Source organism: Pseudomonas sp. 3JA (genome assembly GCF_036961705.1).
GTDB classification, from domain to species: domain Bacteria; phylum Pseudomonadota; class Gammaproteobacteria; order Pseudomonadales; family Pseudomonadaceae; genus Aquipseudomonas; species Aquipseudomonas fluorescens_Q.
Genome location: NZ_JBAMDJ010000015.1, coordinates 14,166 through 40,723, shown reverse-complemented (window position 1 = coordinate 40,723; position 26,558 = coordinate 14,166). Strand labels below are relative to the sequence as shown.

Annotated in this window: 26 protein-coding genes; 8 read left to right on the top strand and 18 right to left on the bottom strand. The window is 63.4% G+C overall.

Going from position 1 to position 26,558, the window contains the following annotated elements:
* Positions 1-83: 83 nt before the first annotated feature.
* The 10 genes from V7773_RS13840 to V7773_RS13795 all read right to left on the bottom strand — a co-directional run bounded on the left by V7773_RS13840 (position 84) and on the right by V7773_RS13795 (position 7,147).
* Complete coding sequence (locus V7773_RS13840; RefSeq protein WP_003177482.1) at positions 84-407, bottom strand: DUF3392 domain-containing protein; 324 nt, start codon at positions 405-407, stop codon at positions 84-86.
* A 21-nt stretch (positions 408-428) separates the two neighbouring features.
* On the bottom strand, positions 429-1,628 hold the full coding sequence (hemW, locus tag V7773_RS13835; protein ID WP_336073895.1) for a radical SAM family heme chaperone HemW: 1,200 nt from the start codon (positions 1,626-1,628) through the stop codon (positions 429-431).
* Positions 1,625-2,221, bottom strand: a complete 597-nt coding sequence (gene rdgB / locus V7773_RS13830; protein WP_092150066.1) for an RdgB/HAM1 family non-canonical purine NTP pyrophosphatase — start codon at positions 2,219-2,221, stop codon at positions 1,625-1,627. The genes hemW and rdgB overlap by 4 nt, the downstream gene beginning before the upstream one ends.
* Complete coding sequence (locus V7773_RS13825; RefSeq protein ID WP_092150069.1) at positions 2,218-2,652, bottom strand: DUF4426 domain-containing protein; 435 nt, start codon at positions 2,650-2,652, stop codon at positions 2,218-2,220. Before V7773_RS13825 ends, rdgB begins: the two co-directional genes overlap by 4 nt.
* Positions 2,653-2,677: 25 nt before the next feature.
* A complete protein-coding gene (gene metW, locus V7773_RS13820) occupies positions 2,678-3,298 on the bottom strand; it encodes a methionine biosynthesis protein MetW (protein ID WP_003206492.1) in 621 nt (206 codons plus the stop codon).
* Positions 3,299-3,305: 7 nt separating this feature from the next.
* The gene (gene metX / locus V7773_RS13815; RefSeq protein ID WP_336073894.1) at positions 3,306-4,445 is read right to left on the bottom strand and encodes a homoserine O-succinyltransferase MetX; all 1,140 of its coding nucleotides are present in this window, start codon (positions 4,443-4,445) and stop codon (positions 3,306-3,308) included.
* Between the two features lie 261 nt (positions 4,446-4,706).
* Positions 4,707-5,000: a DUF167 domain-containing protein gene (locus V7773_RS13810; protein ID WP_092150072.1), complete on the bottom strand. Its 294-nt coding sequence runs from the start codon at positions 4,998-5,000 to the stop codon at positions 4,707-4,709.
* Positions 5,001-5,005: 5 nt separating this feature from the next.
* Entirely contained in the window at positions 5,006-5,596 is a 591-nt protein-coding gene (locus tag V7773_RS13805; protein WP_063323962.1) for a YggT family protein, read from the bottom strand.
* A 10-nt stretch (positions 5,597-5,606) separates the two neighbouring features.
* Positions 5,607-6,425 (bottom strand): pyrroline-5-carboxylate reductase, encoded by an 819-nt coding sequence (gene proC, locus V7773_RS13800; RefSeq protein WP_072346212.1) that lies wholly within the window; start codon positions 6,423-6,425, stop codon positions 5,607-5,609.
* Between the two features lie 35 nt (positions 6,426-6,460).
* Entirely contained in the window at positions 6,461-7,147 is a 687-nt protein-coding gene (locus V7773_RS13795; protein ID WP_077508447.1) for a YggS family pyridoxal phosphate-dependent enzyme, read from the bottom strand.
* Between the two features lie 53 nt (positions 7,148-7,200).
* Here V7773_RS13795 and V7773_RS13790 point away from each other — a divergent pair, with 53 nt between their 5' ends.
* Entirely contained in the window at positions 7,201-8,235 is a 1,035-nt protein-coding gene (locus V7773_RS13790) for a type IV pilus twitching motility protein PilT (RefSeq protein ID WP_336073892.1), read from the top strand.
* A 181-nt stretch (positions 8,236-8,416) separates the two neighbouring features.
* On the opposite strand, the gene V7773_RS13785 is transcribed toward V7773_RS13790, so the two are convergent.
* Entirely contained in the window at positions 8,417-9,028 is a 612-nt protein-coding gene (locus V7773_RS13785) for a C40 family peptidase (protein WP_072346216.1), read from the bottom strand.
* 249 nt (positions 9,029-9,277) lie between these two features.
* Here V7773_RS13785 and V7773_RS13780 point away from each other — a divergent pair, with 249 nt between their 5' ends.
* Positions 9,278-9,706 (top strand): NINE protein, encoded by a 429-nt coding sequence (locus tag V7773_RS13780; protein ID WP_003206477.1) that lies wholly within the window; start codon positions 9,278-9,280, stop codon positions 9,704-9,706.
* Between the two features lie 123 nt (positions 9,707-9,829).
* On the opposite strand, the gene V7773_RS13775 is transcribed toward V7773_RS13780, so the two are convergent.
* The 7 genes from V7773_RS13775 to gshB all read right to left on the bottom strand — a co-directional run bounded on the left by V7773_RS13775 (position 9,830) and on the right by gshB (position 15,862).
* Positions 9,830-11,101, bottom strand: a complete 1,272-nt coding sequence (locus tag V7773_RS13775) for a dihydroorotase (RefSeq protein WP_063323967.1) — start codon at positions 11,099-11,101, stop codon at positions 9,830-9,832.
* Positions 11,098-12,102: an aspartate carbamoyltransferase catalytic subunit gene (locus V7773_RS13770; protein ID WP_003177495.1), complete on the bottom strand. Its 1,005-nt coding sequence runs from the start codon at positions 12,100-12,102 to the stop codon at positions 11,098-11,100. Before V7773_RS13770 ends, V7773_RS13775 begins: the two co-directional genes overlap by 4 nt.
* Positions 12,103-12,126: 24 nt before the next feature.
* Positions 12,127-12,633: a bifunctional pyr operon transcriptional regulator/uracil phosphoribosyltransferase PyrR gene (gene pyrR, locus V7773_RS13765; RefSeq protein ID WP_003206474.1), complete on the bottom strand. Its 507-nt coding sequence runs from the start codon at positions 12,631-12,633 to the stop codon at positions 12,127-12,129.
* Between the two features lie 85 nt (positions 12,634-12,718).
* Positions 12,719-13,156 (bottom strand): Holliday junction resolvase RuvX, encoded by a 438-nt coding sequence (gene ruvX, locus V7773_RS13760; protein ID WP_003177497.1) that lies wholly within the window; start codon positions 13,154-13,156, stop codon positions 12,719-12,721.
* Positions 13,156-13,725: a YqgE/AlgH family protein gene (locus V7773_RS13755; RefSeq protein WP_003206472.1), complete on the bottom strand. Its 570-nt coding sequence runs from the start codon at positions 13,723-13,725 to the stop codon at positions 13,156-13,158. The genes ruvX and V7773_RS13755 overlap by 1 nt, the downstream gene beginning before the upstream one ends.
* 209 nt (positions 13,726-13,934) lie before the next feature.
* Complete coding sequence (locus V7773_RS13750; RefSeq protein ID WP_063323968.1) at positions 13,935-14,831, bottom strand: energy transducer TonB; 897 nt, start codon at positions 14,829-14,831, stop codon at positions 13,935-13,937.
* 77 nt (positions 14,832-14,908) lie between these two features.
* Complete coding sequence (gene gshB / locus V7773_RS13745) at positions 14,909-15,862, bottom strand: glutathione synthase (protein ID WP_063323969.1); 954 nt, start codon at positions 15,860-15,862, stop codon at positions 14,909-14,911.
* A 223-nt stretch (positions 15,863-16,085) separates the two neighbouring features.
* Here gshB and V7773_RS13740 point away from each other — a divergent pair, with 223 nt between their 5' ends.
* The 6 genes from V7773_RS13740 to V7773_RS13715 all read left to right on the top strand — a co-directional run bounded on the left by V7773_RS13740 (position 16,086) and on the right by V7773_RS13715 (position 26,291).
* Positions 16,086-16,514 (top strand): response regulator, encoded by a 429-nt coding sequence (locus V7773_RS13740; RefSeq protein ID WP_003206467.1) that lies wholly within the window; start codon positions 16,086-16,088, stop codon positions 16,512-16,514.
* 48 nt (positions 16,515-16,562) lie between these two features.
* Positions 16,563-16,928, top strand: coding sequence for a twitching motility response regulator PilH (pilH, locus tag V7773_RS13735; RefSeq protein WP_063325209.1), 366 nt, complete (start codon positions 16,563-16,565; stop codon positions 16,926-16,928).
* A gap of 10 nt (positions 16,929-16,938) precedes the next feature.
* Positions 16,939-17,478 (top strand): chemotaxis protein CheW, encoded by a 540-nt coding sequence (locus V7773_RS13730; RefSeq protein ID WP_336073891.1) that lies wholly within the window; start codon positions 16,939-16,941, stop codon positions 17,476-17,478.
* Positions 17,479-17,636: 158 nt separating this feature from the next.
* Complete coding sequence (locus tag V7773_RS13725; protein WP_336073890.1) at positions 17,637-19,700, top strand: methyl-accepting chemotaxis protein; 2,064 nt, start codon at positions 17,637-17,639, stop codon at positions 19,698-19,700.
* Between the two features lie 185 nt (positions 19,701-19,885).
* On the top strand, positions 19,886-25,819 hold the full coding sequence (locus tag V7773_RS13720) for an Hpt domain-containing protein (RefSeq protein ID WP_336073889.1): 5,934 nt from the start codon (positions 19,886-19,888) through the stop codon (positions 25,817-25,819).
* A complete protein-coding gene (locus V7773_RS13715) occupies positions 25,812-26,291 on the top strand; it encodes a chemotaxis protein CheW (protein WP_072346234.1) in 480 nt (159 codons plus the stop codon). The genes V7773_RS13720 and V7773_RS13715 overlap by 8 nt, the downstream gene beginning before the upstream one ends.
* Positions 26,292-26,558: the final 267 nt, after the last annotated feature.

Genomic DNA, 26,558 nt, shown 5'->3' with positions numbered 1-26,558 from the left:
ATAGCAGTCAACATTGATGTTGGATGTTATGGCCCCATCGCGAGCAAGCTCGCTCCCACAGTTGTTTTGTGGTGTCTGAGGGATCAGCGCCGATCCGCCACCACGCCAATCAACACCAGCACCACCAACAACACCGGCGCCAGGCTGTAGTTGTTGAACTGGCTCAAGCCCCGGACGACCCAAGGCGTGGCATAGATCAGCGCCGCGCCGCTGCCGATCATGCACAGCAGGGCGATCAACGGTACGCGCAAGGCGCCGGCGATGCTGCCCAGGCGTTGCTCGACCCAGCCCTTGATGTCGGCACCAAACAACACCAGCAGGCAGCCTACCAAGGCCAGGGAGATTTCCGACAGGTTGCTGCGGCTCCAGCGGGACACGGTGGCGAGCAGGTCGAGTACCAGATCCATTCGATTTCCTTGTTTGGGTAATTAGCTCAAAAATGTCTGCAGCAAGTCGTTGAGAAACAGCTGTCCGCGCTCGGTGGCCGCCAGACGTGTCGGTTCGACCTGCAACAGCCCGCTTTGTTCGGCCTCGCGCCGGCCTTCGGCCAGGCTTTGCAGGGGCAGGCCGGTGCGCTGCGGAAATAGTTGCGCGTCAACGCCTTCGGTCAGGCGCAGGGCGTTCATCAGGAACTCGAACGGCAGCTCTTCGTTGGTCAGGGTTTTCTCCCCTGCCAGGAAGCGCTTGGCCGGGTTGAGATAGTCCTTGGGCAGGCGGGTCTTCCAGGTGCGTACGATGCGCCCGTCCGGATGGCTGAGCTTGCCGTGGGCACCGGCACCGATGCCGATGAAGTCGCCGAAACTCCAATAATTGAGGTTATGCCGCGCCGCCCGACCGGGTTGGGCGTAGGCCGAGACTTCGTATTGGGCGTAGCCGTGCTCGGCCAGCAGGGCTTGCCCGGCTTCCTGGATGTCCCACAGCGTGTCGTCTTCGGGCAAGGTCGGCGGCTGGTTCCAGAACACCGTGTTCGGCTCCAGCGTCAGTTGGTACCAGGACAGGTGGGTCGGCTTCAAGGCGATGGCTTGGCGCAGGTCGCCCAGGGCGTCGTCGAGGGACTGGTCGGGCAGGCCATGCATCAGGTCCAGGTTGAAGTTATCGAACCCGGCCCGACGGGCCATGCCGGCGGCGCGTACCGCCTCGTCACCGTTGTGGATCCGTCCCAGGGCCTCAAGCTTGGCCTGCTGGAAGCTCTGGATGCCGATGGACAGGCGATTGATGCCCAAGGCCCGGTAAGCGACGAATTTTTCTTGCTCGAAGGTGCCGGGGTTGGCTTCCAGGGTGATTTCAATGTCCTGGGCGAAGGGTATCCGCGCCTCGACACCCTTGAGCAACCGCCCCAGGGCTTGGGCGCTGAACAGGCTCGGGGTGCCGCCACCAAAAAAGATCGAGCTCAACGGGCGACCATGGACCGCATGCAGATCCTGGTCGAGGTCGGCCAGCAAGGCGTCGACATATTCCTCTTCCGGCAACTGCGGGCTGGCGGTGTGGGAGTTGAAGTCGCAATACGGGCATTTGCGCACGCACCACGGGATGTGGACGTACAACGCCAGGGGCGGCAGCACTGGCAGTGGCACCCGAGGTGTTTGTGCACCGCCGTGAATCAGCGGTGCGGGAGAATCAATGGTCATTGCAGGCCCAGGCGTTGACGCAGCAGGGCCATGGCGCGGGCGCGGTGGCTCAGCTGGTTTTTTTCCACCGGGCCCAGTTCGGCGCTGGAGCAATTGCGCTCCGGCACCCAGAACAACGGGTCATAGCCAAAACCGTGCTCGCCGCTGGCTTCGGTGAGAATGCGCCCGTGCCACAGGCCTTCGCAGAGGATCGGCAGCGGATCATCGGCATGGCGGACCAGGGCCAGCACACACACGAACTGCGCGCCGCGCTCGGCTTCGGGCACGTCCTTGAGGGCGTCGAGCAGCTTGGCGTTGTTCGCCGCGTCACCTTTGCCGTCAGCGTAACGGGCCGAGTAAATGCCTGGCGCGCCGCCCAGGAAGTCCACGGCCAGCCCGGAATCGTCGGCCAGCGCTGGCAGGCCCGAGATGCGTGCGGCATTGCGGGCCTTGAGGATGGCGTTCTCGACGAACGACAGGCCGGTCTCTTCCGGCTCCACCTGGCTGAACTCGCCAATCGAGCGCAACTGCACCGCCCCGCCGAGCATGGCCTGCAGTTCCTTGAGTTTGCCGGCGTTGTGGCTGGCCAGTACGAGTTGGGTGAAATTGATCATTGGCCCGGGAACAGTTCCTGGTTGAAGTTGATGGTGTTGATCTTGTCGCCGGTTTTCACCTTGATCTCGAAGGTGCGGGTTTCCTGTTGGTCCACTGGATACTGGGCGATGTAATAGATCGCGCCTCGTTCGGTGATCTGGCGGAAGGAGAGGGGGACTGTCTTGCTGGTCAGGTCCTTCACCGTGCCGCTGACGTCGGCGATCAATGGCTTGCCGCTTTTGATCACCGAGACATTGATCACGCCTTGGTTCTTGCTGCGAATCAGCTCGGCAGCCTTGGCGATATCCGGCGTCAGGAAGGTGGAGTTGAAGGTGTTGTAGTGCACGGTGATATCACCGAACACTTCCTTGCGCTCGCCCTTGATAGCGTCGGCGGCCATGGCGCCAACGCTCAGGCAAGCGGTGATGAGAAACAACGCTAGACGGTTCATGTCGTGCTCCTGGTGAGGCCGGGGCTCACACCGCGACCTGATAATCGGTAAGGCCTGGGCTGCTGACCCGATAGATGCCTATTTCACCTAACAGATTAGGCCATAGCTTGCTGGCCCACCCGTGGCGGTGCTGCTGGTCCACGGCCAGGCGATCGATGACCTTGGCTTCACGCTCGCGGCACAGCGCTTCGAAATCCTCGAAGGTGCAAAAGTGAATGTTCGGTGTGTTGTACCAGGTGTAGGGCAGGAACTCCGAGACCGGCATGCGGCCCTTGCTCGCCAGGTACCAGCGGCAACGCCAGTGGCCGAAGTTGGGGAAGGTGATGATGCACTGGCGTCCAACCCGCAGCATTTCGTCGAGGATCTTGTCCGGGTAGTGCACCGCTTGCAGGGCTTGGGTCATGACCACGATGTCGAAGCTGTTGCTGGCAAAGTTGCCCAGGCCCTTGTCCAGGTCCTGCTCGATCACGTTGATGCCCTTGGCGACGCACTCGGCAATGTTGTCCGGGTCGTTTTCCAGGCCGTAGCCGCTGACTTGCTTGTTGTCCCGCAGCCAGGTCAGCAGTTCGCCGTTGCCGCAGCCCAGGTCGAGCACGCGGCTGCCGGCGGGGATCCATTCCTGGATGATTTCCAGATCGGCTCTCATGGCGTCCTCACAGCGTTATACGGTTCATGTAGTTGCCGAACGCCTGCAGGTAGCGCGGGATCGGGATCAAAAAGGCGTCGTGACCCTGGGGCGCGTCGATTTCCAGGTAGCAGACGTCCTTGCGCGCGGCCATCAGCGCGTCCACCAGTTCCCGCGAGCGCGCCGGGGAGAAGCGCCAGTCGGTGGTGAACGACATCACGCAGAACTTGGCGGTGGTATTGGCGAAGGTTTTCGCCAGGTTATCGTCGAAGTTCGCTGCCGGATCGAAGTAGTCCAGTGCCTTGGTCATCAACAGGTAGGTGTTGGCGTCGAAACGCCCGGAGAACTCTTCACCCTGATAACGCAGGTAGCTCTCGACCTGGAACTCGACGCTGTGGAAGTCGTAGTTGAGCTTTTCGCTCTTGAGGCCACGGCCGAATTTCTCGCCCATGGAGTCGTCGGACAGGTAGGTGATGTGCCCGACCATCCGCGCCAGCATCAGCCCGCGCTTGGGGATCACGCCGTGTTCCTGGAACGAGCCGCCGTGGAATTCGGGGTCGGTGAGGATCGCCTGGCGCGCCACTTCGTTGAAGGCGATGTTCTGCGCCGACAGCTTGGGCGCCGAGGCGATTGCCAGGCAGTGGCGCACGCGGTCCGGGTAGGTGATGGTCCACTGCAAAGCTTGCATGCCCCCCAGGCTGCCGCCGATCACGGCGGCCCACTGGCCGATCCCGAGGCGGTCGGCCAGGCGTGCCTGGCTGTGGACCCAGTCTTCCACGGTCAGCACCGGGAAGTCGGCACCGAAAGGTTTGCCGGTGTCCGGGTTGAGGCTGCTGGGGCCAGTGGAGCCGTTGCAGCCGCCCAGGTTGTTCAGGCTGACCACGAAGAACTTGCTGGTATCGATGGGCTTGCCCGGGCCGATGCAGCTGTCCCACCAGCCGGGCTTGCGGTCGTCGACGCTGTGGTAGCCGGCGGCGTGGTGATGCCCCGACAAGGCGTGGCAAATCAGCACGGCATTGCTCGCCGTGGCATTGAGGGTGCCGTAGGTTTCGTAGATCAGGTCATAGGCTGGCAACGAACGGCCGCAGGCCAGGGCCAGGGGCTCGCTGAAATGCGCCATTTGCGGCGTCACCAGACCAACGGAATCGGGGGGAAAGGCAGCTGGCATCGACCCTGCTCGCGTTGAAATGAGGCGTAAGTCTAAAGACCGCTGTGGCAGGCGGCAAGCAACGGGCGGCGCTGATTGTTCCTTGAGTGAAAACCCTGTGCCGGATGTTTTTTTTGTGACGAGGGAGCTTGCTCCCGCTGGGGCGCGAAGCGGCCCTATCAGGCCGATGTCCCGTACCATAGGTAATAGCGCGTTGCCTGGTTGGGGGCTGCTTCGCAGCCCAGCGGGAGCAAGCTCTCTCGCCACAGGGTTGGTCATTCATCAGGTGGGCCGGACGAGGCCCGGCAACTCCGGCAGCTTCTTCGGCGAATGAATCCGCACCCGCTTCTGCCGGTTCAACTCGCCACTGATCAGGCTGACCTGGCTCTTGGACACGCCAAACGCCTTGGCCAGGAACGCCATCAGGTACGCGTTGGCCTTGCCCTCGACCGGCGGGGCGGTGAGGCGGATCTTCAGGCGGTCACCGTGCAGCCCGGCGAAATCATCGCTGCGGGCTGCCGGTTGCAGGTGACATTCCAGGATCAGGTCGTCGCCATCCCAGCGAAAGTAGCTCACTGGGGTCAGATCAGCAGGCGCAGGATTTCCGGCATCATGGTGATCGCCGCCAGGTTGTTGATCACCAGCATGTCGATCAGCTTGAGCACCATGAACGCCAGGATCGGCGAGATATCCAGGCCGCCAAGGTTCGGCACGATACGACGGAACGGCGCCAGGGCCGGTTCGCAGATCTGGTTGACCAGTTCGGCACCTGGGTTATGGCTGCCCGGCGCGACCCACGACAGGATCACGCTGATGATCATGGCGAAGAAGAAAATCTTCAGGAACAGCGCGGTCACGCCAATGAGCGACCAGATCAGCAGTTGCAACGGGTTGCCGGTGGTGCCGTAGGTCAGCAGCAGGGTCAGGGCCATCAGCGCCAGTTGCACCAGGATCGCCAGTACCAGCGAGGACATGTCCAGGCCGAACACGCTTGGGATGATCCGGCGCAGTGGCTTGAGCAGCGGCTGGGTGGCCTTGACGATGAACTGGCAGAGCGGGTTGTAGAAGTTCGCGCGCACCAGTTGCAGCACGAAACGCAGCAGCACGATCAGCAGGTACAGGCTGCCGAGGGTTTGCAGCACGTAGACCGCTGCAGTGTTCAATCCAATCATGAATAACTCCTTATTGGCCCAGTTGTTCGGCCATTTCGGCCGAGCGGTGCGCGGCGGCGCCGAGTGCTTTTTCCACCAGGGCTTCGAAGCCCCCGGCCTGGAACGATTTGATGGCCGCTTCGGTGGTGCCGGCCGGCGAGGTCACGCGGCGGCGCAGCTCGGCCGCGTCGACGTCGCTGGAGACAGCCATGTGTGCGGCGCCTAGTGCGGTCTGCAAGGTCAGTTGGGCAGCGGTTTCCCGGGGCAGGCCGAGTTTCTCACCGGCGGCGGTCATGGCTTCGATCAGCAGGAAAAAGTACGCCGGGCCCGAGCCGGAGACGGCGGTGACGGCGTCCAATTGCTGTTCGGTGTCCAGCCACAGTGCCAGGCCGACAGCCGACAGCAGTTCCTCGGCCTGCTGGCGTTGTGCGGCGGACACTTGGGAAGTAGCGAACAGGCCGCTGACGCCCTGGCGCAGCAGTGCCGGGGTGTTGGGCATGCAGCGTACGATCGGCTGCTCGCCGAGCCAGTTGTTCATGCTGGCGCACGTGATGCCGGCGGCAATCGACACCACCAGTTGATGAGGCTTGAGGCTTGGGCGCAGGGCCGCGCAGACGGTTTTCATCGCTTGCGGCTTGACCGCCAGCACGATGACGTCCGCGCCGTCGATGGCCTGGGCGTTGTCGGCGAAGGTTTGGATGCCGTGTTCGCGGCTCACCCGGTTGCGGGTCTCTTCACCCGGATCGCTGGCGCGGATCAGGGAAGCGTCCAGGCCCTTGGCCCGCAGGCCGCCGATCAGGCTGGCGGCCATATTGCCGGCGCCGATGAAGGCAATACGCGTGTTGCTCATGACAGGTCCTTATAAAGAGATGAGTCGGCCATGTTTCAGGATTGACCGTAGTCGCGGGCACCGAACAGGGCCGTTCCGATGCGCACCCAGGTGGCGCCTTGGGCAATCGCTGACTCAAGGTCGTGGCTCATGCCCATGGAAAGGGTATCCAGCGGTAGCGCCAGGCTGGCTTGCAAGCGTTGGACCGCGGCGAAGGCAGCATCCTGGGCGGCGCGGTCTTCGGTGGGTTCGGGAATCGCCATCAATCCGCGCAGTTTCAGGCGGGGCAGGGCGCTGATAGCGCTGGCCAGGGCGGGCAGGTCCGCTGGGGTGCAGCCGGATTTGCTGGCTTCACCGCTGACGTTGACCTGAATGCAGATGTTCAGCGGTGGCAAGTCGGCCGGACGCTGCTCGGACAGACGCTGTGCAATTTTCAAGCGATCCACGGAATGCACCCAGTCGAAATGTTCGGCGATAGCGCGCGTCTTGTTCGATTGAATGGGGCCGATGAAGTGCCAGATCAAGGGCAGGTCGGTCAGTTCGAGCTGTTTGCCCAAGGCTTCTTGCAGGTAGTTCTCGCCGAAGTCCCGCAGGCCGGCGGCATAGGCTTCGCGCAGGGCCTGGACGGGCTTGGTCTTGCTCACGGCCAGCAGTTTGACACTGTGTTCGGCACGCTGGGCGGCCTGCTCCGCAGCGCGGATGCGCGAACTAACCTGAGCGATGTTGTCTGCTATCGTGGACATAAAGAAGCGCCAGCGGTGAGGTTCGCGGCATTCTACTGGAATTGAGGAGCGCTATGGATATCACTGAGTTACTGGCGTTCAGCGCCAAGCAGGGCGCGTCGGACCTGCACCTGTCCGCCGGGCTGCCACCGATGATCCGCGTCGATGGCGATGTCAGGCGCATCAACCTGCCGGCACTGGACCACAAGCAGGTTCATGAACTGATCTACGACATCATGAACGACCGGCAACGGGTAGATTACGAAAAGTTTCTGGAGACCGATTTTTCCTTCGACGTGCCGGGCGTGGCGCGGTTCCGGGTCAACGCCTTCAACCAGAATCGCGGTGCGGGGGCGGTGTTTCGGACCATTCCGTCGAAAGTCCTGACCATGGAAGACCTGGGGATGGGCGAGGTATTTCGCAAAGTGACCGAGGCGCCTCGCGGACTGGTGTTGGTGACCGGGCCGACCGGTTCAGGCAAGTCCACCACATTGGCGGCCATGATCGATTACTTGAACAGCCACAAGCACCATCACATCCTCACCATCGAAGACCCTATCGAATTCGTTCACGAACCGCGCAAATGCCTGATCAACCAGCGTGAGGTGCACCGCGACACCCAGGGTTTCTCCACGGCCCTGCGTTCGGCCCTGCGGGAGGACCCGGACGTGATCCTGGTGGGGGAGATGCGCGACCTGGAGACCATTCGCCTGGCGCTGACAGCCGCGGAAACCGGGCACCTGGTGTTTGGCACCCTGCACACCACATCGGCGGCCAAGACCATTGACCGGGTGGTGGACGTGTTTCCCGGTGACGAGAAGTCCATGGTTCGTTCAATGCTGTCGGAATCGTTGCAGGCGGTGATTTCCCAGACGCTGGTCAAGAAGATCGGCGGCGGCCGGATCGCGGCGCATGAAATCATGCTGGGCACCTCGGCCATTCGGAACCTGATCCGTGAAGACAAGGTGGCGCAGATGTACTCGGCCATCCAGACGGGGGGTTCGCTGGGAATGCAGACGCTGGATATGTGCCTGAAGGACCTGGTGAACAAAGGCTTGATCAGCCGCGAACATGCGCGGGAGCGGGCGCGTACGCCGGATAATTTCTGAGGCGGGGAAACGGTCAGTAAGGCCTGATACGGTCCCTGTGGCGAGGGAGCTTGCTCCCGCTGGGCCGCGAAGCGGACCCAAAATAATTGGGTCCACAGAGATCATGGGTCTGTTTTGGGGCGGCTGCGCCACCCAGCGGGAGCAAGCTCCCTCGCCACAGGGGGCCGGTGAGCGCTTCAGATCAGCGCTGAACCACGCGCATCGCACCCGGCTCTTTCGGCAGCACTCGCTTGGCCACCACGTAATGGGTGTTCCAGTACGGTTTGTTCAAGGTGTCGATGCTCACCGACTTGCCACGGCGCGGGGCGTGGATGAAGCGGTCGTTGCCCAGGTAGATGGCCACGTGGTTGACCCGGCGGCTCTTGAGCTTGAAGAAGATCAGGTCACCGGGCTTGAGGTCCTTGCGCTCGACTTTCTCGCCATGACCGGCGGCCATGGCGTTGGAGGTGCGCGGCAGGTCGAAGGTGGCGTCGTTGAAGGCGTATTTCACCAGTCCGCTGCAATCGAAACCTTTACTTGGGCTACTGCCGCCCCAACGATAAGGTGTGCCCAGTACATTCACGGCGCGACTCAACACATTGCTGCTCGCTTTGGTCGCCATCGGCGGGACCAGCTTGCTGTTGGTCGTGCTCACGCGCTGGGCGCTTGGCTTGTCCTTGCTCAAGGAGGCAGAGACATGGGATTTCGGGGTATAGCCGTTGACGTTGGGAAGACGTTGCTCACGATTGGTGGCGTGGGCGGCCAGTGGCAATAATAGGCAAATGGTTAGCCATGTCTTGAAAAATGGACGCATTAGGCAAGGCTCTTAAAGGTTGGCGCGCAACTTTATAACAGCTTTTTTTGCCATTCCGAGGCCGTTTGTCGATTCGAAACGCAGCGCAAAACCCAGCAAAATGCGACAAGTTGACCTGATTGTCCGACAGAACCCCTATATCACGGGGCTTTCGCCGGTTCGAATCGCCCAGGACCGCTTGTCGGCTGGACACGAAAAAGTCACAAAAACTCCGAAAAAATTTATCTATCGAGGCAAAAGAGGCCATTCATGAACAGCTATCAGCAGGACGCAATCCGCGATACCCACAGCAAAGTCATTGGGTATCTGCTGTGGATTTTCGGTTTTACCGGCGCCCACCGTTTCTATTACGGCAAGCCGGTCACGGGCACGATCTGGTTCTTCACCTTCGGCCTGCTGGGCATTGGTTGGCTGATCGACCTGTTCCTGATCCCGGCCATGGATCGCGAAGCGGACCTGCGGTTTACCCCGGGGCCTATCGAGTACAGCGTGGCGTGGATTCTGCTGACGTTTCTCGGGGTGCTGGGTGTACACCGCATGTACCAGGGCAAATGGCTCAGCGGGATCCTTTACTTGCTGACTGGCGGGGTATTTTTCCTGGGGGTGCTATATGACTTCTGGACGCTGAATGATCAGGTGTCGATCCGTAATGCGCAGAAGCGTGGGGCTTTTCAGTAAGACCTGGTCGCCTGCATCGCGAGCAAGCTCGCTCCCACACTGGATCGAGGTGTTCACACATCATGTGTTCACCAAAGATCCACCTGTGGGAGCGAGCTTGCTCGCGATAGGTGCGGCGCGGTATCAGGCCTGGTGAGTAATCCGCCCATCCATCAGGGTGTAACGCACCGCACCCGGCAGGCTATGGCCGATGAACGGGCAGTTGTCACCCTTGGAGCGCCAGGCTTCACCGGCCACGGTAGACGCGGCGGGGTCGAACAGCACCAGGTCCGCCGCTGCGCCAACCGCGAGTTTCCCCGCCGGCAATTGCAGTGCCTGGGCCGGGCCGTCGCTCAGGCGTGCCAGCAGGGTCGGCAGGTCCAACAAGCCGTCTTCCACCAGCGTCAGCGCCAGCGGTAACAGCAGTTCGACACTGCTGATGCCCGGCTCGGTGGCGCCGAACGGTGCCAGCTTGGCATCGCGCTCGTGGGGTTGGTGGTGGCTGGAGATGGCCGAGATCACCCCGGATTTCACCGCCTCGCGCAGGCCATCGCGGTCGGCGCGGGTGCGCAGTGGCGGCTGGACGTGGTAGACGCTGTTGAAATCGATCAGCGCTTCGTCGGTCAGGATCAACTGGTACAGCGCCACATCGGCGGTCACCGGCAAGCCGCGGGCCTGGGCCTGGGCGATCAGTGCCGCACCGCGAGCACTGGTCAGTTGGCTGAAGTGCGCGCGCACGCCGCTTTGCTCGACCAATAGCAGGTCCCGGGCCAGGGCTACGGTTTCGGCGGTTTCCGGGATGCCCGGCAGGCCGAGGAAGCTGGCGGTCGGGCCTTCGTGGGCCAGGCCGCCTTCGGCCAGGTCATGGTCCTGGGAGTTGAAGATCACCGTCAGGCCGAAGGTCGCCGCGTATTCCAGGGCGCGGCACAGGGTACGGGTGTTGCGGAAACTGTTCAGGCCGTTGCCGAACGCCACGCAACCGGCGTCGCGCAGGGCGATGAGTTCGGCCAGTTGCTCGCCGTCCAGGCCCTTGCTCAGTGCGCCAATCGGGAAGACCTTGGTGTTGCCGGCTTCGCGGGCGCGGTCAAGGATCAGTTCGGCCACGGCCGAGGTGTCCAGCACCGGTTTGGTCTGTGGCGGACAGCACAGGCTGGTCACGCCACCGGCAGCGGCGGCCCGGGTTTCGCTGACGATGCTGCCCTTGCGGCTGTAGCCCGGTTCGCGCAGGGCGACGTTCAGGTCCACCAGGCCCGGGGCGGCCACCAGGCCGTGGGCGTCGAGGATTTCAGCCGCCACGAAACCGGTGGGGGCGGCGCCCAGGGCGACGATCTTGCAGGCATCGATATGAATGTCAGTCACTTGATCCAGGCCACTGGCTGGATCGATCACGCGTGCGCCGAGAATGCTGAGCTTCACTGGGCGTTCTCCTGGTCGAATTGGCGCTGGGCCGTTTGCCCGCTCATGGCCATGGACAGCACGGCCATGCGGATGGCGATGCCGTAGGTCACCTGATTGAGAATCACCGAGTGCGGCCCGTCGGCCACCGCCGACTCGATCTCCACGCCGCGGTTGATCGGCCCCGGGTGCATGACGATAGCGTCCGGCTTGGCCCCGGCCAGGCGGGCGGTGGTCAGGCCGAACAGGCGGTAGAACTCGCCTTCGCTGGGCAACAGGCCGCCGGTCATGCGCTCGCGTTGCAGGCGCAGCATGATCACCACGTCCACATCCTTGAGGCCTTCGGTCATGTCGGTGTAGACCTTCACGCCGTATTGCTCGACGCCGATGGGCAGCAGGGTCTTCGGCGCGATCACGCGGATGTCCGGGCAGCCGAGGGTCTTGAGGGCCAGCATGTTCGAACGGGCCACCCGCGAGTGCAGGATGTCGCCGACGATGGCCACCGACAGGTTCTCGAAGCTGCCCTTGTGTCGACGGATGGTCAGCATGTCCAGCATGCCCTGGGTCGGGTGGGCGTGACGGCCGTCGCCGCCGTTGATGATCGCCACCTGTGGGCAGACGTGTTCGGCAATGAAGTGCGCAGCGCCGGAGTCGCCGTGGCGCACGACGAACATGTCGGCGGCCATGGCTTCGAGGTTGCGCAAGGTGTCGAGTAGGGTTTCACCCTTGCTCGCCGAGGACGTGGACACGTTGAGGGTGATCACGTCCGCCGATAGCCGCTGGGCCGCCAGTTCGAAGGTGGTGCGGGTGCGGGTGGAGTTTTCGAAGAACACGTTGCAGACGGTCTTGCCGCGCAGCAACGGGACTTTCTTCACCGCCCGGGCGCCGACCTCGAGGAACGAGTCGGCAGTGTCGAGGATTTCCGTCAACAGCTCGCGGCGCAGGCCGTCGAGGGACAGGAAGTGCCGCAGCTGGCCCTGATCGTTGAGCTGCAGCGGGCGCTTGGTTTCGAGAGGCGTCATCGCGATGGACTCTTACAAGGGCAGTTAAAGGGCAAGGTCTTGCAGTTCGAGTTGTAGCGGCGACGGCCCGGAGAGCTTGACCCGCTCATGGGCGGCCAGCGTCAGCGTCGCGCCGACCACATTCGGCCGGATCGGCAGCTCGGCGGCGTCCAGGTCCAGCAGGCATACCAGCGTCACGCTGGCCGGGCGACCGTAGTCGAACAATTCGTTCATGGCGGCGCGGATGGTCCGGCCGCTCATCAGCACGTCGTCGATCAGCACCAGGTGCTGGCCTTCGATCTCGAACGGCAGAGCCGAGGGGCGCACTTGCGGGTGCAGGCCGTTCTGGCTGAAGTCGTCGCGGTAGAAGGACACATCCAGGGTGCCCAGCGGCGATTGGCTGCCCAGTGCTTCGAGCAAGGCCTGGGCAACCCAGACACCCCCGGTGCGAATGCCGATATAGCGCGGGTCGCTGATGCCGCGGTGTTCCAGGTGTGCCTTGAGACGAATCGCCATCTGGCTGATCAGTTCGGCAGGATTGGGCAGGCTCATGCTGGCTCCTTCAGGTTCCCGGGCCGGTGGTGAGTGGCGCGGCTTATCGCTAAAAGAAAGCGCCTTGGCGGCGCTTTGTAAAAAATCAGGTTTCGAACAGGGCAGCGTTGGCGTCGAGCCAGCCTTGCAGCAGCAGGGCGGCGGCGATGGCGTCCACCGGGTTGTCGCGGTAACTGCCTTTCTGTCCGCCGCGCACCAGGCGCTCGCCCTTGGCCTCGAAGGTGGTCAGGCGCTCGTCATGGGTATAGAAGGGCAGGTTGTAGCGGCCATTGAGCCGGCGGGCGAATTTTTCGGCGCGCAGGCACATGTCGCTGGGCGTACCGTCCATGTTCAGCGGCAGGCCGACCACCACGGCATCGGGTTTCCACTCCTTGATCAGCGCTTCGACCTGGTTCCAGTCGGGAACGCCATTCTGTGCCTTCAAGGTGCACAACTCACGGGCCTGGCCGGTAATGACCTGGCCGACCGCTACGCCGATCTGTTTGGTGCCGTAATCGAAGCCCAGCAGCAAGCGCAGCGCCATCAGGCGTGTCCTGCCTGGCTGGTGAGCAGGCTGAGGTTGACCCCCAACCGGCTGGCCGCCGCTTCCAGGCGCAATTCGCTGCTGGTGTTGAACAGGATGTCGGCGTCGAACGGGCAGGTCAGCCAGGCGTTATCGGCCAGCTCGGCTTCCAGTTGCCCGGGTTCCCAACCGGCATAGCCGAGGGCGATCAGGCTTTTCTCCGGGCCGACGCCGTCGGCGATGGCGAACAGCACGTCCTGGGAGGTGGACAGTGACACCCCGTCCAGGTCCACGGTGGCCTGGTATTTGGGGCCCGACGGGTGGAGCACGAAACCGCGGTCAGTCTGCACCGGGCCGCCGATGAAAATCGGCACGTGCTGGCACAAGAGTGGCGGTTCGACCTCGGGGCGCAACTGCTCCAGGATGTCCGCCAGGTTCAATTCCTGCGGGCGATTGATTACCAGCCCCATGGCCCCATTGGCCGTGTGCTCGACGATGTAGGTCAAGGTGTGGGCAAAATTCGGATCGGCCATGTGCGGCATGGCAATCAGGAAGTGATGCTTGAGGTAGGTGGGGCTGACGTTTTTCATAGGCGCTAGTGTGGCGGGGCGGGGGCGAACTGACAAGCTGGGGATGTGCAGGAAATACCCGAAACCGACATGAAACCCCTGTGGGAGCGAGCCTGCCTGATCGTTCCCACGCTCTGCGTGGGAATGCCTCACTGGACGCTCCGCGTCCACCAGGCTGGGACGCGAAGCGTCCCTGGCTGCATTCCTACGCAGAGCGTAGGAACGATCAATCAATTGCTCGAAAGCCGATCGCCACGGGCAAACTTCCAGGTGCGGATGATTTCCAGCCGGTCGATGTCCGACAGGTCCCCGGTAAACGGCGCGAACGGCGCAGCCAGGCGCACGATCCGTTGGGCGGCCTGGTCCAGCAGCGGCTGGCCGGAGGACTCTAGTACCAGCACTTCATACAACGAGCCGTCGCGGTTGATCGAGACCATCAGCCGCAGGTTGCCGTAGATCTGTTTGCGTCGGGCTTCGTCGGGGTAGTTGAGGTTGCCGATGCGCTCGACCTTCTTGCGCCATTCGTCCTTGTACCAGGCGCCCTTGTCGCGCATGGTCGAAGCGGCGCTCAGGCGGTGGATGCGCGGGCGCTTGGCGTAGAGCTGTTGCTCCTGGGCCAGTTCGGCTTCCAGGCTGGCGATGTCGCTGGACAACTGTGAGCTGTCGAAGGTGGGTTCGGGGGCCTTGGGCTTGGGATCAGGCTTGACCTCTTCCTTGACCGGGGCCTTTTTCGGTTTCGGCGCCACGGTGGTCACGGCGGCCTTGGGCGCCGTCTCCTGCACCTCGGGCTTGGCGGCCGGCGGCGGGGTGACTTTCTGTACCGTATTGTCCTGGAAAGGGGCGATCTCAGTGGTCTTGGGAATCGCCTTTTTTTCCAGGGTGCCGCTGCCTTGCTGGTTTTCCTGGGCGAGGAAGTCGGCCTTCTTGGGCTTGGTCTCGCTCTTGAAGGTGGCCAGGGTGATTTCCAGGGTCTGGCTGATCTGCTTGGGCTCGACCGTGGCAAATCCGACGCCCAGCAGCAGCGCCAGGTGGATCAGCGCCGCCAGGAACAGGGTAAAACCGAGGCGATCAGCCGGGCGCACGCCACGATGGGCGAGCTCTTGGGGCAGATCGGACGGGAGTGTCATGACAAGGAAACCAACATCGCGTTTTTTTCAGGCCGGGCATGATAGCGCAATGTGGGTTTCCTTCAGCAGGATCTGGATCAACGAGCCTTGAGCTTCTGATCGATGGCATCCATCAGCATCCCGCCGATGTCGGTGCCAAAGGCGTTGTCGATCTCGCGGATGCAGGTCGGGCTGGTGACGTTGATTTCGGTCAGGTGCTCGCCGATCACGTCCAGGCCCACGAACAACAGGCCCTTCTCGCGCAGGGTCGGGCCGACCTGGGCGGCGATCCAGCGATCCTTCTCGGTCAACGGACGCGCCTCGCCACGCCCGCCGGCCGCCAGGTTGCCACGGGTTTCGCCGGCGGCCGGGATGCGCGCCAGGCAATAATCCACCGGTTCGCCGTCGATCATCAGGATGCGTTTGTCACCGTCGACGATGGCCGGCAGGTAACCCTGGATCATGATCTGCTGCTTGCCGTGCAAGGTCAGGGTTTCGAGGATCACCGACAGGTTCGGGTGGCCGGCGGTGTGCCGGAAAATCGAAGAGCCGCCCATGCCGTCCAGGGGTTTGAGGATCACGTCGCCGTGGTGGTCGGCGAACTCACGCAACACGTCCGGGCGACGGCTGACGATGGTCGGCGGCGTGCACTGCGGGAACAGCGTGGCGAACAGCTTTTCGTTGCAGTCGCGCAGGCTCTGGGGCTTGTTGACCACCAGCACGCCGGCGTTCTCCGCCTGTTCCAGCAGGTAGGTGGAGTACACGAACTCCATGTCGAACGGCGGATCCTTGCGCATCAGGATCACGTCCAGGTCGCTCAGCAGCGCGTCGCTCTCGGTGCCCAGCTCAAACCACTTCTCGGGGTTGGCGAAGACTTTCAGCGGCTTCATCCGCGCCCGAGCCTGGCCTTCGGCCTGGTAGAGGTCGCGCTGTTCCATGTAGAACAGCTCCCAGCCGCGCTTCTGAGCGGCCAGCAGCATGGCCAGCGAGCTATCCTTTTTATAGGAAATGCTGGCGATAGGGTCCATGACAATGCCGACGCGTACGCTCATGGCTTGGTTCCTCGAATGTGATGGGCACATATTGGTGCGAAAAAGTGGCGTCAGAGTGGCGCCCGGAAGATTGGCGGTCAAGGAAAAACCACCGCGCCGAGCGGCCGATAGATCGGCGATGGAGACTGTGCTAAAAAGGCTGCCATGTGACGTGCGGGCCTTGAACATCAAGGGTTTGCGCTGTCGATCACACTTACGCGTTAAAAACCGGTTTGCAGTGGCAATGGCAGAGCATCTCACGCAGCAGCAACCCAGCGCCTTGAAGGTCATGGTCATCGACGATTCGAAGACCATCCGCCGCACCGCCGAAACCTTGCTGCGCAACGTGGGTTGCGAGGTGATCACGGCCGTCGATGGTTTCGATGCCCTGGCCAAGATCGCCGACCATCATCCGGGCATCATTTTTGTCGACATCATGATGCCGCGCCTGGATGGCTACCAGACCTGTGCCCTGATCAAGAACAACAGCGCGTTCAAGGCCACGCCGGTGATCATGCTGTCGTCCCGCGACGGGTTGTTCGACAAGGCCAAGGGGCGCATCGTCGGTTCCGATCAGTTTTTGACCAAGCCGTTCAGCAAGGAAGAACTGCTGGGCGCGATACAGGCCCATGTCCCGGGCTTTGCCGCTGTCCAGCCGCACCAGGCACATTAATGACACTTGGCCAACGGGCCAGGGGTCAACAAGAAAATGGGGAACACCATGGCACGAGTTCTGATCGTCGATGATTCGCCGACTGAAATGTACAAACTGACCGGCATGCTGGAAAAGCACGGCCATCAGGTCCTGAAGGCTGAGAATGGCGCCGATGGCGTGGCCCTGGCCCGCCAGGAAAAACCCGATGCGGTGCTGATGGACATCGTCATGCCCGGCCTCAACGGTTTCCAGGCCACGCGCCAGCTGACCAAGGACCCGGACACCGGCCACATCCCCGTGATCATCATCACCACCAAGGACCAGGACACCGACAAGGTCTGGGGCACGCGCCAAGGTGCGAGGGACTACCTGACCAAACCGGTGGACGAAGAAACCCTGATCGCGACCCTGAACAAAGTGCTGGCGGGTTGACGGCACGGCCATGAGCCAATCCCTGACTGCATTCGAACTGCTGCTGCAGATCGACCGGCGCTGCCGGTTGCTGGGGGCGGACCTGCCCTCCCAGCCGGCCCATCGCGCCGGTTGGAGCGGCATCGGCTTTCGCTTGGGCGAGCACTGGTACGTGGCGCCGATGGGCGAAGTCAGCGAAGTGCTGCACGAACCACGTCACACGCATTTGCCCGGGGTCAAGCCGTGGGTGCGTGGAGTGGCTAACCTGCGCGGGCGCTTGTTGCCGTTGATGGACTTGTGCGGGTTCTTTGGCCACGAGCTGTCGACCGTGCGCAAGCAGCGGCGCGTGTTGGTGGTGGATCACGACGAGGTGTTCGCCGGGTTGTTGGTGGACGAGGTGCTTGGGCTGCAGCATTTTGCCCAGGAAAGCCTGGAACCGACGCTGGTGGACGACCTTGACGGCCCGGAAGCGGCCTTCGTCAAGGGGCGGTTTGGCGGCGAGCGCGAGTGGCAAGTGTTCAGCCCGTTTGCCCTGGCGCGGTCGGCGGGGTTCATGGATGTGGCGATTTAACGAGGTGCAGCGCAGGCCCCTTGTGGGAGCGAGCTCGCTCGCGATTGCGGTGGGTCAGCTAAATCACGGCTGACTGATCCAATGCTATCGCGAACGAGCTCGCTCCCACATTGGGTCGGCGGTGACTGGGTTGGATTGGGCAGTACAGGCGAGAACCGATGATCAAAGTAAAAACAGGCAAGCCACTGGAAGCGTCGCGCAGTCGTTCGCAGATCATCGTGCTGTTCGTCGCGCTGATCGTCTTCATCATGCTGCTGTTCGCCAACTTCGCTTACCTCAACACCCAGTCCTCCTACGACAAGCAGTACATCGGCCATGCCGGTGAGCTGCGGGTACTGTCCCAGCGCATCGCCAAGAACGCCACCGAGGCCGCCGCCGGCAAACCCGCGGCATTCAAGCTGCTGAGCGATGCGCGCAATGACTTCGCCCAGCGCTGGGGCTACCTGAAACAGGGCGACCCGGTGACCGGCCTGCCCCCGGCGCCCGCCACCCTGCGCCCGCAGATGCGCGCCGTGCAGTTGGATTGGGAGCGCCTGCTCAAGAACACCGATGCCATCCTCTCCAGCGAACAGACCGTGCTGTCGCTGCACCAGGTGGCGGCGACCCTGGCCGAAACCGTGCCGCAGTTGCAGGTCGAGTACGAAAAAGTCGTCGAGATCCTGCTGCAACGCGGCGCGCCGGCCGCCCAGGTGGCCATGGCCCAGCGCCAGTCGTTGCTGGCCGAACGGATTCTCGGCGCGGTGAATACCGTGCTGGCGGGGGACGAAAACGCCAGCCAGGCCGCCGACACCTTCGGTCGCGACGCCGCGCGTTTTGGCCAGGTGCTCAATGGCATGTTGCAAGGTGACCCGGCCCTGAAGATATCCCAGGTCCAGGACCGCGATGCCCGGGCACGCCTGAGCGAAATCAGCGAGCTCTTCGAGTTCGTTTCCGGCTCGGTGGACGAAATCCTCGAAACTTCCCCGGAGCTGTTCAAGGTCCGCGAATCGGCCGGCAACATCTTCAACCTGTCGCAGACCCTGCTCGACGAGGCTTCGCACCTGGCCACGGCCTTCGAAAATCTCGCCGGCGGGCGGTCCATCAATACCATCGGCGGCTATGTGCTGGGTTTGCTGGCGCTGATGTCGATCATCCTGATTGGCCTGGTGATGGTCCGCGAAACCAACCGCCAGTTGCACGAAACCGCACAAAAGAACGAACGCAACCAGAACGCGATCATGCGGTTGCTGGATGAAATCGAAGACCTGGCCGATGGCGACCTGACCGTCACGGCCTCGGTCACCGAGGACTTCACCGGCACCATCGCCGATTCCATCAACTATTCGGTGGATCAACTGCGCGACCTGGTGGCGACCATCAACCTGACCGCCGGCCAGGTCGCCGCTGCGGTGCAGGAAACCCAGGCCACGGCGATGCACCTGGCCCAGGCCTCCGAGCACCAGGCCCAGCAGATTTCCGAAGCTTCGACTTCAATTAATGAAATGGCCCAGTCCATCGACCAGGTGTCGGCCAATGCCGCCGAGTCGTCGGCGGTGGCCGAGCGGTCGGTGGAAATTGCCAACAAGGGCAACGAGGTGGTGCACAACACCATTCACGGCATGGACAACATTCGCGAACAGATCCAGGACACCGCCAAGCGCATCAAGCGCCTGGGTGAGTCATCCCAGGAAATTGGCGACATTGTCAGCCTGATCGACGACATCGCTGACCAGACCAACATCCTGGCACTCAACGCCGCCATCCAGGCGTCCATGGCCGGTGATGCCGGGCGCGGGTTCGCGGTGGTGGCCGATGAAGTGCAGCGCTTGGCCGAGCGCTCTTCGGCGGCGACCCGGCAAATCGAGACCCTGGTGCGGGCGATCCAGGCCGACACCAACGAGGCGGTGATTTCCATGGAGCAGACCACCACCGAAGTGGTGCGCGGTGCGCGACTGGCCCAGGACGCCGGCGTCGCCCTGGAAGAAATCGAAGGCGTGTCCAAGACCCTGGCGGCGCTGATCCAGAGCATCTCCAACGCTGCGCAGCAACAGACCACCTCGGCGGGGCAGATTTCCTTGACCATGAACGTGATCCAGCAGATCACCTCGCAGACCTCATCCGGTTCCACCGCCACTGCCGAGAGCATTGGCAACCTGGCGAAAATGGCCAGCCAGCTGCGCCGTTCGGTGTCGGGTTTTACCTTGCCGGCGGCGGCAGCGGCTGGCGATGAGGAAAAAGGGTGACTGACCTGTTGGGAGGGAATGTACCTGTGGCAAGGGCGCTTTTGTGGCGAGGGAGCTTGCTCCCGCTGGGTGGCGCAGCCGCCCCGAATATTTTGTGAGCGCTGCGCACTCAAGCGGGAGCAAGCTCCCTCGCCACGGGGTTCTGGGCCGTACCACAGGCATACGACTGTTGATTTGGAGTGGTTATGGGTGATCGGCACGACTATGTGGCCCTGGAATGGGTCAAGGGCGAGATTGCCGAAACGCTGAAGCAGGCTCATCTGGCCCTCAACCGCTTGGTGGACGATCCGCAGGCGTCGGACGCCCTCGGGCAATGCCTGGCCTGCATTCACCAGGTCCACGGCGGCCTGCAGATGGTCGAGTTCTACGGTGCGGCGCTGCTGGCCGAGGAGATGGAGCAGCTGTGCGCCGCCCTGCAGGACAACCGCGTCACCCATCGCGACGAAGCCATCAGCCTGTTGAGCCAGGCCCTGGGGCAGTTGCCGATCTACCTGGACCGCGTACAAGGTGCCCGTCGCGACCTGCCGCTGGTAGTGCTGCCCTTGATCAACGACCTGCGCAGTGCCCGGGGCGAGAGCCTGTTGTCGGAAACCAGCCTGTTCAGCCCCGAGTTGCCCGATATCGCGCCGCTCAGCGACGAGGCGTTGCAGCGCCTCGGACCCGCGGACCTGCCAAACACCTTGCGCAAACTGCGCCAGACCCTGCAAATGGCCCTGGTGGGCCTGTTGCGCGAACAGGATGACGCGACCCACCTGGGTTACCTAGCCAAGGTCTTCCACCGCCTGGAAACCTTGTGCGCTGGGGCGCCGCTCAATGCGTTATGGCAGGTGGCCTCGGCGCTGGTCGAAGGCATGTGCGACGGGCGTATCGCCAACAGCCCGGCGCTGCGCAGCCTGTTCAAGGAAGCCGACAAGGAACTCAAGCGCCTGCTGGACCAAGGCATGCCTGGCATCAATCAGCCGGCACCGCCCCACCTGCTCAAGAGCTTGTTGTTCTATATTGCCAAGGCCGAACATCCCAGCGGGCAGATGCAGATCATGAAAGAACGCTACTCACTGGACGACGCGCTGCCCGACAGCGCCATGGTCGACGAAGAACGCGCGCGCCTGGCCGGGCCCGACCGCGATGCCATGCGCTCGGTGCTTGCCGCGCTGTGCGAGGAGTTGGTACGGGTCAAGGAGCGCCTGGACCTGTTCGTGCGCAGTGACCGCCAGCATGCCTCGGAACTGGACAGCCTGTTGGCGCCGTTGCGGCAGATCGCCGACACCTTGGCGGTGCTCGGTTTCGGCCAGCCGCGCAAGGTCATCATCGATCAACTGGCGGTGGTCCTGAGCCTCGCTCAGGGCCAGCGCGAGCCGGATGACGCGACCCTCATGGACGTCGCCGGAGCCTTGCTCTATGTCGAGGCGACCCTGGCCGGCATGGTCGGCACCGTCGAGCCCGAGAGTCGCGAAGACACCCACCTGCCCACCACTGACCTGACCCAGATCCACCAGATCGTCATCAAGGAAGCCCACACCTGCCTGCAACAGGCCAAGGACATGATCGTCGACTACATCGACGCGGACTGGAACAGCGAGCAACTGCAACCCTTGCCGGCGTTGCTGACCCAGGTGCGCGGCGCGCTGGCGATGATTCCCCTGAGCCGTGCCGCCAGCCTGGTGGAGGCCTGCAACGCGTTCATCCGCGACCACCTGTTGCTGGACCAGGCCCAGCCGGGGTGGGAAGAACTCGACCACCTGGCCGACGTGATCACCGGCCTCGAATACTACCTGGAGCGCTTGAGCGAGGACCCGGAAACCTCCGGCGAGCCGTTGCTCAATGGGGTCGAGCGGAGCTTGGCTGCGCTCGGTTATTTCCCTGACGAAGCGCGGGTGCCGGTGCTCGACGATGTGTTGAGCCCAAACGAAGCCCAGGTCATGCAGGACTTGCAGGAACTGGATGACCCGCAGACGGTGCAATCCTTGGCCGAGGTGCTGGCCAGCCCGATCTCGGCGGTCAATCCGCCGGCCAGGAGCACCCCGGGCAGCCTGTTGCCGCCACCGTTGGATGAACGTCCGGTGGACGACGAGTTGCGCGAGGTCTTCCTCGAGGAAACCGGCGAGGTGTTGGACGTCCTGCGTGAATACCTGCCGCGCTGGAGTGCGCATCCCGACGACCATGGCGCGCTGAGCGAACTGCGCCGGGCCTTCCATACCCTCAAGGGCAGCGGCCGGATGGTCCGGGCGCTGGTGCTGGGTGAACTGGCCTGGGCCGTGGAAAACCTGCTCAACCGGGTCCTGGAGCGCAGCGTCGAGCCGCAGGCCTCGGTCCGCCAGTTGGTTGAAGACACGGTGCAGTTGTTGCCGGCCCTGGTGGCCGAATTCGCGGCCAATCACCAGCGCCAGCGCGACGACGTCGACCGCTTGGCCGCCCGCGCCCATGTCCTGGCCAAGGGCGGCGATGAGGAGGATGAAGACGAGCAGGACGTGGCCGCTCTCGATCCGCTGCTGTTGAAGATCTTCGACAACGAAGCCCAGGGCCACCTCGCCAGCCTCAATCGCTTTCTCGATCAGTCGGCCGACCACTTGCCCTTGCAGGCCAGTGATGAATTGCAGCGGGCCTTGCATACGCTCAAGGGCAGCGCTTCGATGGCCGGCGTGTTGCCGATCGCCGAACTGGCGGGGGCGATGGATGAGCTGGCCCGGGAATACCGGGTGCATCTGATTGCCCTCGACTTGGATGAAGTCGAATTGCTGCTGGAAGCCGAAGGGCTGCTGCGCCGGGGCTTGCGCCAGTTGCACAGCGAGCCGCTGGCGGCGATTCCCGGGGCCGAGGATCTGATCCTGCGTGCCCAGGCCCTGCTGGCCGAGCGTCTGCACGCCGCCAACAACGCGCCAGACAAAGTGCTGCGAACCAAGCGCGACCCACAACTGATCAACAATTTCCTCGCCCAGGGCATGGACATTTTGCTGGACGCCGAAAGCCTTTTGCAGCGCTGGCAGCAGCACCCCGGCGAAGGCCAGGAACTGAGTGCGCTGCTCGATGAGCTGACCACCCTCGGCGAAGGCGCGCACTTGGCCGACTTGCACCCGGTGGACGAACTCTGCGAAGCCTTGCTTGACCTCTACGGTGCGGTAGAGGAAAGCAGCCTGGCGGTCAGCAATGAATTTTTCCAGGAGGCCCAGCGCGCCCATGAAGCGCTGATCGACATGCTCGATGAGCTCGCGGCCGGGCAGCATGTGCATCCGCAGCCGGCGCGGGTACAAGCCTTGCGCCGCCTGCTCCAGGAGAGCCTCGACCCGTCGGCCACCGGTCTGATCCGCAGCGACGGCAGCCGCACCCTGAGCATCCGCGAACTGAGCCACGCGACGGCGGAAATGGAGCGTGACGCGCCCGTCGATACCTCGATGGGAGATGACCTCGTGGCGATTTTCCTCGAGGAAGCCCAAGACATCCTCGAAAGCGCCGCACAAGCCTTGCAACGCTGGTTGGCCGATCCGGATAACGGCGCGCCGCTGTCCTCGCTGCAACGTGACTTGCACACCCTCAAGGGCGGTGCGCGAATGGCCGACATCCGGCCGGTGAGCGACCTGGCCCAGGAGTTGGAAAACCTTTACGAAGGGCTGGTGGACCGGCGCTACAGCTACAGCGAGGAGCTGGCGCAACTGCTCGCCAGCAGTCATGAACGCCTCGACCTGTTGCTCGGGCAGTTGCAGCAGGGCCAGCCGTTGGGCGATCCCGTTGCGCTGATCGACGCCATTCGACGGTTTCGCCAGGACAAGCCGAACGCCATCGAGACGAGCGCAGCGGCCCAGGCCGACGGCGCCGGCCATGATCCCGAGTTGCTGGAAATCTTCCTTGAGGAAGGCTTCGACATCCTCGACAGTTCGGGCGCGGCGCTGCTGCGCTGGCAGGAAGAACCGTCGAATCGCCAGGCCGTGGAAACCTTGCTACGGGATTTGCACACCCTCAAGGGCGGTGCGCGCATGGTGGAAATCGTCCCCATCGGCGACCTGGCCCACGAGTTGGAAAACCTCTACGAAGGCCTGTCGGCGGGTCTGCTTCAGCCGACCCCGGCGCTGTTCACCTTGTTGCAAAGCAGCCATGACCGACTGGCGCAGATGCTCGACGCTGTGCGCGCCGGCCACCCGTGCCCGCTGGCCGACCGGCTGATTGCACAGATCCAGGCGGTGAATCATCCCCAGGAGAATGCCGCGCCGCAGGCTGTCTCGGCGCCGGAGCCGGTGCCCGCTCCCATCGTCAGCCCACCCGCGGCGCCTGCACGACCGGACCCCGGCGCGGCGGGCGACGGTGCGGACATGGTCAAGGTCTCCGCCGAGCTGCTCGACGACCTGGTGAACCTGGCGGGCGAAACGTCGATCTTCCGTGGCCGTATCGAACAGCAGGTCAACGACGCGCGCGTGGCCCTGGGCGAAATGGAAACCACCATCGAGCGCATGCGCGATCAACTGCGACGCCTGGATACCGAAACCCAGGGGCGGATTCTCAGCCGGCAACAGGTCGAGGCCGAGCGCCTGGGCTATGAAGAGTTCGACCCGCTGGAGATGGACCGCCATTCCCAGTTGCAGCAGTTGTCCCGGGCACTGTTCGAGTCCGCCTCGGACTTGCTTGAGCTCAAGGAAACCCTTGATCGCAGCAATCACGATGCCGAGGTCCTGTTGCAACAGCAGGGACGTATCAACACCGAGCTCCAGGAAGGCCTGATGCGTACGCGCATGGTGCCCTTCGAGCGCATGTTGCCGCGGCTCAAGCGCATTGTCCGGCAAGTGGCGCAGGAGTTGGGCAAGGACGTGGAATTCCTGGTCGGCAACGCCGACGGCGAGATGGACCGTAACGTGCTGGAGCGCATGGCTGCCCCTCTTGAACATATGCTGCGCAACGCCGTCGACCACGGCCTGGAGCCGGCCGACGTGCGCATTGCCGCCGGCAAGCCGGCACGAGGACGTATCAGCCTCGACCTGTCCCGGGAAGGCGGCGACATCATTTTCGACATCCGCGACGACGGCGCCGGCGTGCCGCTGGAGGCGGTGCGCAGCAAGGCGATCAAGCGTGGTTTGCTGGCGCCGGACAGCGACATCAGCGATCGCGACGTGCTGCAGTTCATCTTGCAACCAGGGTTTTCCACTGCCGAGAAAATCACCCAGATCTCTGGGCGTGGCGTCGGCATGGACGTGGTCCACGAAGAGGTGCGGCAATTGGGCGGCAGCATGGTCATCGATTCCACGCCGGGGCAGGGCGTGCATTTCCGCATTCGCCTGCCGTTTACCGTGGCGGTTAACCGGGCGTTGATGGTGCACTGTCACGAAGACCAGTACGCGATCCCGCTGAACACCATCGAAAGCATTGTCCGGGTGTTGCCCGCCGAACTGGACGGCCATTACCAGCTCGATCCGCCAACCTACACCTACGCCGGGCAGCGTTACGAGTTGTGCTACCTCGGTGAGCTGCTGAAAACCGGCGCCCGGCCGAAACTGCTGGGCCAGAGCCAGCCCTTGCCGGTGCTGCTGGTGCAGTGCAACGAGCGGCATGTTGCGGTGCAGGTGGACGCTACCGCCGGGACCCGAGAGATTGTGGTCAAGAGCCTCGGTCCGCAGTTCTCGGCGGTACAGGGCCTGTCCGGGGCGACGATCCTGGGGGACGGCCGGGTGGTGTTGATTCTCGACCTGCTGGCGCCGATCCGCGCCTTGCCCCACCAGGTGCCGCGCCGCCAAGTGCCGGTAGAAGGCGAGGGCGAACCGCAACGGCCGCTGCTGGTGCTGGTGGTGGACGACTCAGTGACCGTGCGCAAGGTCACCAGTCGCCTGCTGGAGCGCCATGGCATGCACGTCCTGACTGCCAAGGATGGCGTGGATGCCATGGCGCTGCTGGCCGAGCACGCCCCGGACCTGATGCTGCTGGACATCGAGATGCCGCGCATGGACGGCTTCGAAGTGGCCACGCAAGTGCGCAACGACCCGCGCCTGGCGCACCTGCCGATCATCATGATCACCTCCCGCACCGGCCAGAAACACCGCGACCGTGCCATGGCCATCGGCGTCAACGACTACCTGGGCAAGCCGTACCAGGAATCGGTGCTGCTCGACAGCATCGCCCACTGGAGCAAGACCCATGCATGACCTGCACCACTCGCGTACCGACCACCTCACCGGCCTGCTGCTGCCACTGGCCGACCGCCACCTGATCCTGCCCAACGTGGCCGTGGCCGAGTTGATCGACTATCAGAGCAGCGCCTTCGACATGGACACCCCGCCGTGGTTTCTGGGGTGGGTGAGCTGGCGCGAACGGCAGATCCCGCTGCTGAGCTTCGAATCGGCCTGTGGCCAGAAAACCGTGATTGGCGAACGAGTGCGCATCGTCGTCCTCAACGCCCTGGGCGGGCGGCCGGAGCTGAGGTTCATCGCACTGTTGGTGCAGGGCATCCCACGCTCCTACAAGCTCGACACTCAACTGAGCTACGTCGACGTGCCGCTGTGCGGGTTGGAGCAGGCGGCGGTGCAGGTGGGGGAGCATGTAGCGAAGGTGCCGGATTTGTTGGCGTTGGAGGAGTTGGTGGTGGCTGCGGGATTGGTTCGGCAGCACAAATCCTGAGACATACGAAGTTCCAATGAGCTTGCCCGCGAGGTGGCCTGATAGTCGTTGACCGGGTGCATATCCATTTCTGCGGTAACGGCCACTTAGGGTTCCGCCCTGACGGCGACTCACTTTTGAGAAGCGCAAAAGTAAGCAAAACGCTTTATGCCCCACCACTCGGTGCCTCGCTAGGGCTCGGCATGCCCTCACTCCGGCATTGCTCCGTGGGCCCGCCGCGAAGGGCCATCCATGGCCCAGCGCGGCTATCCCGGCATCCATGCCGGG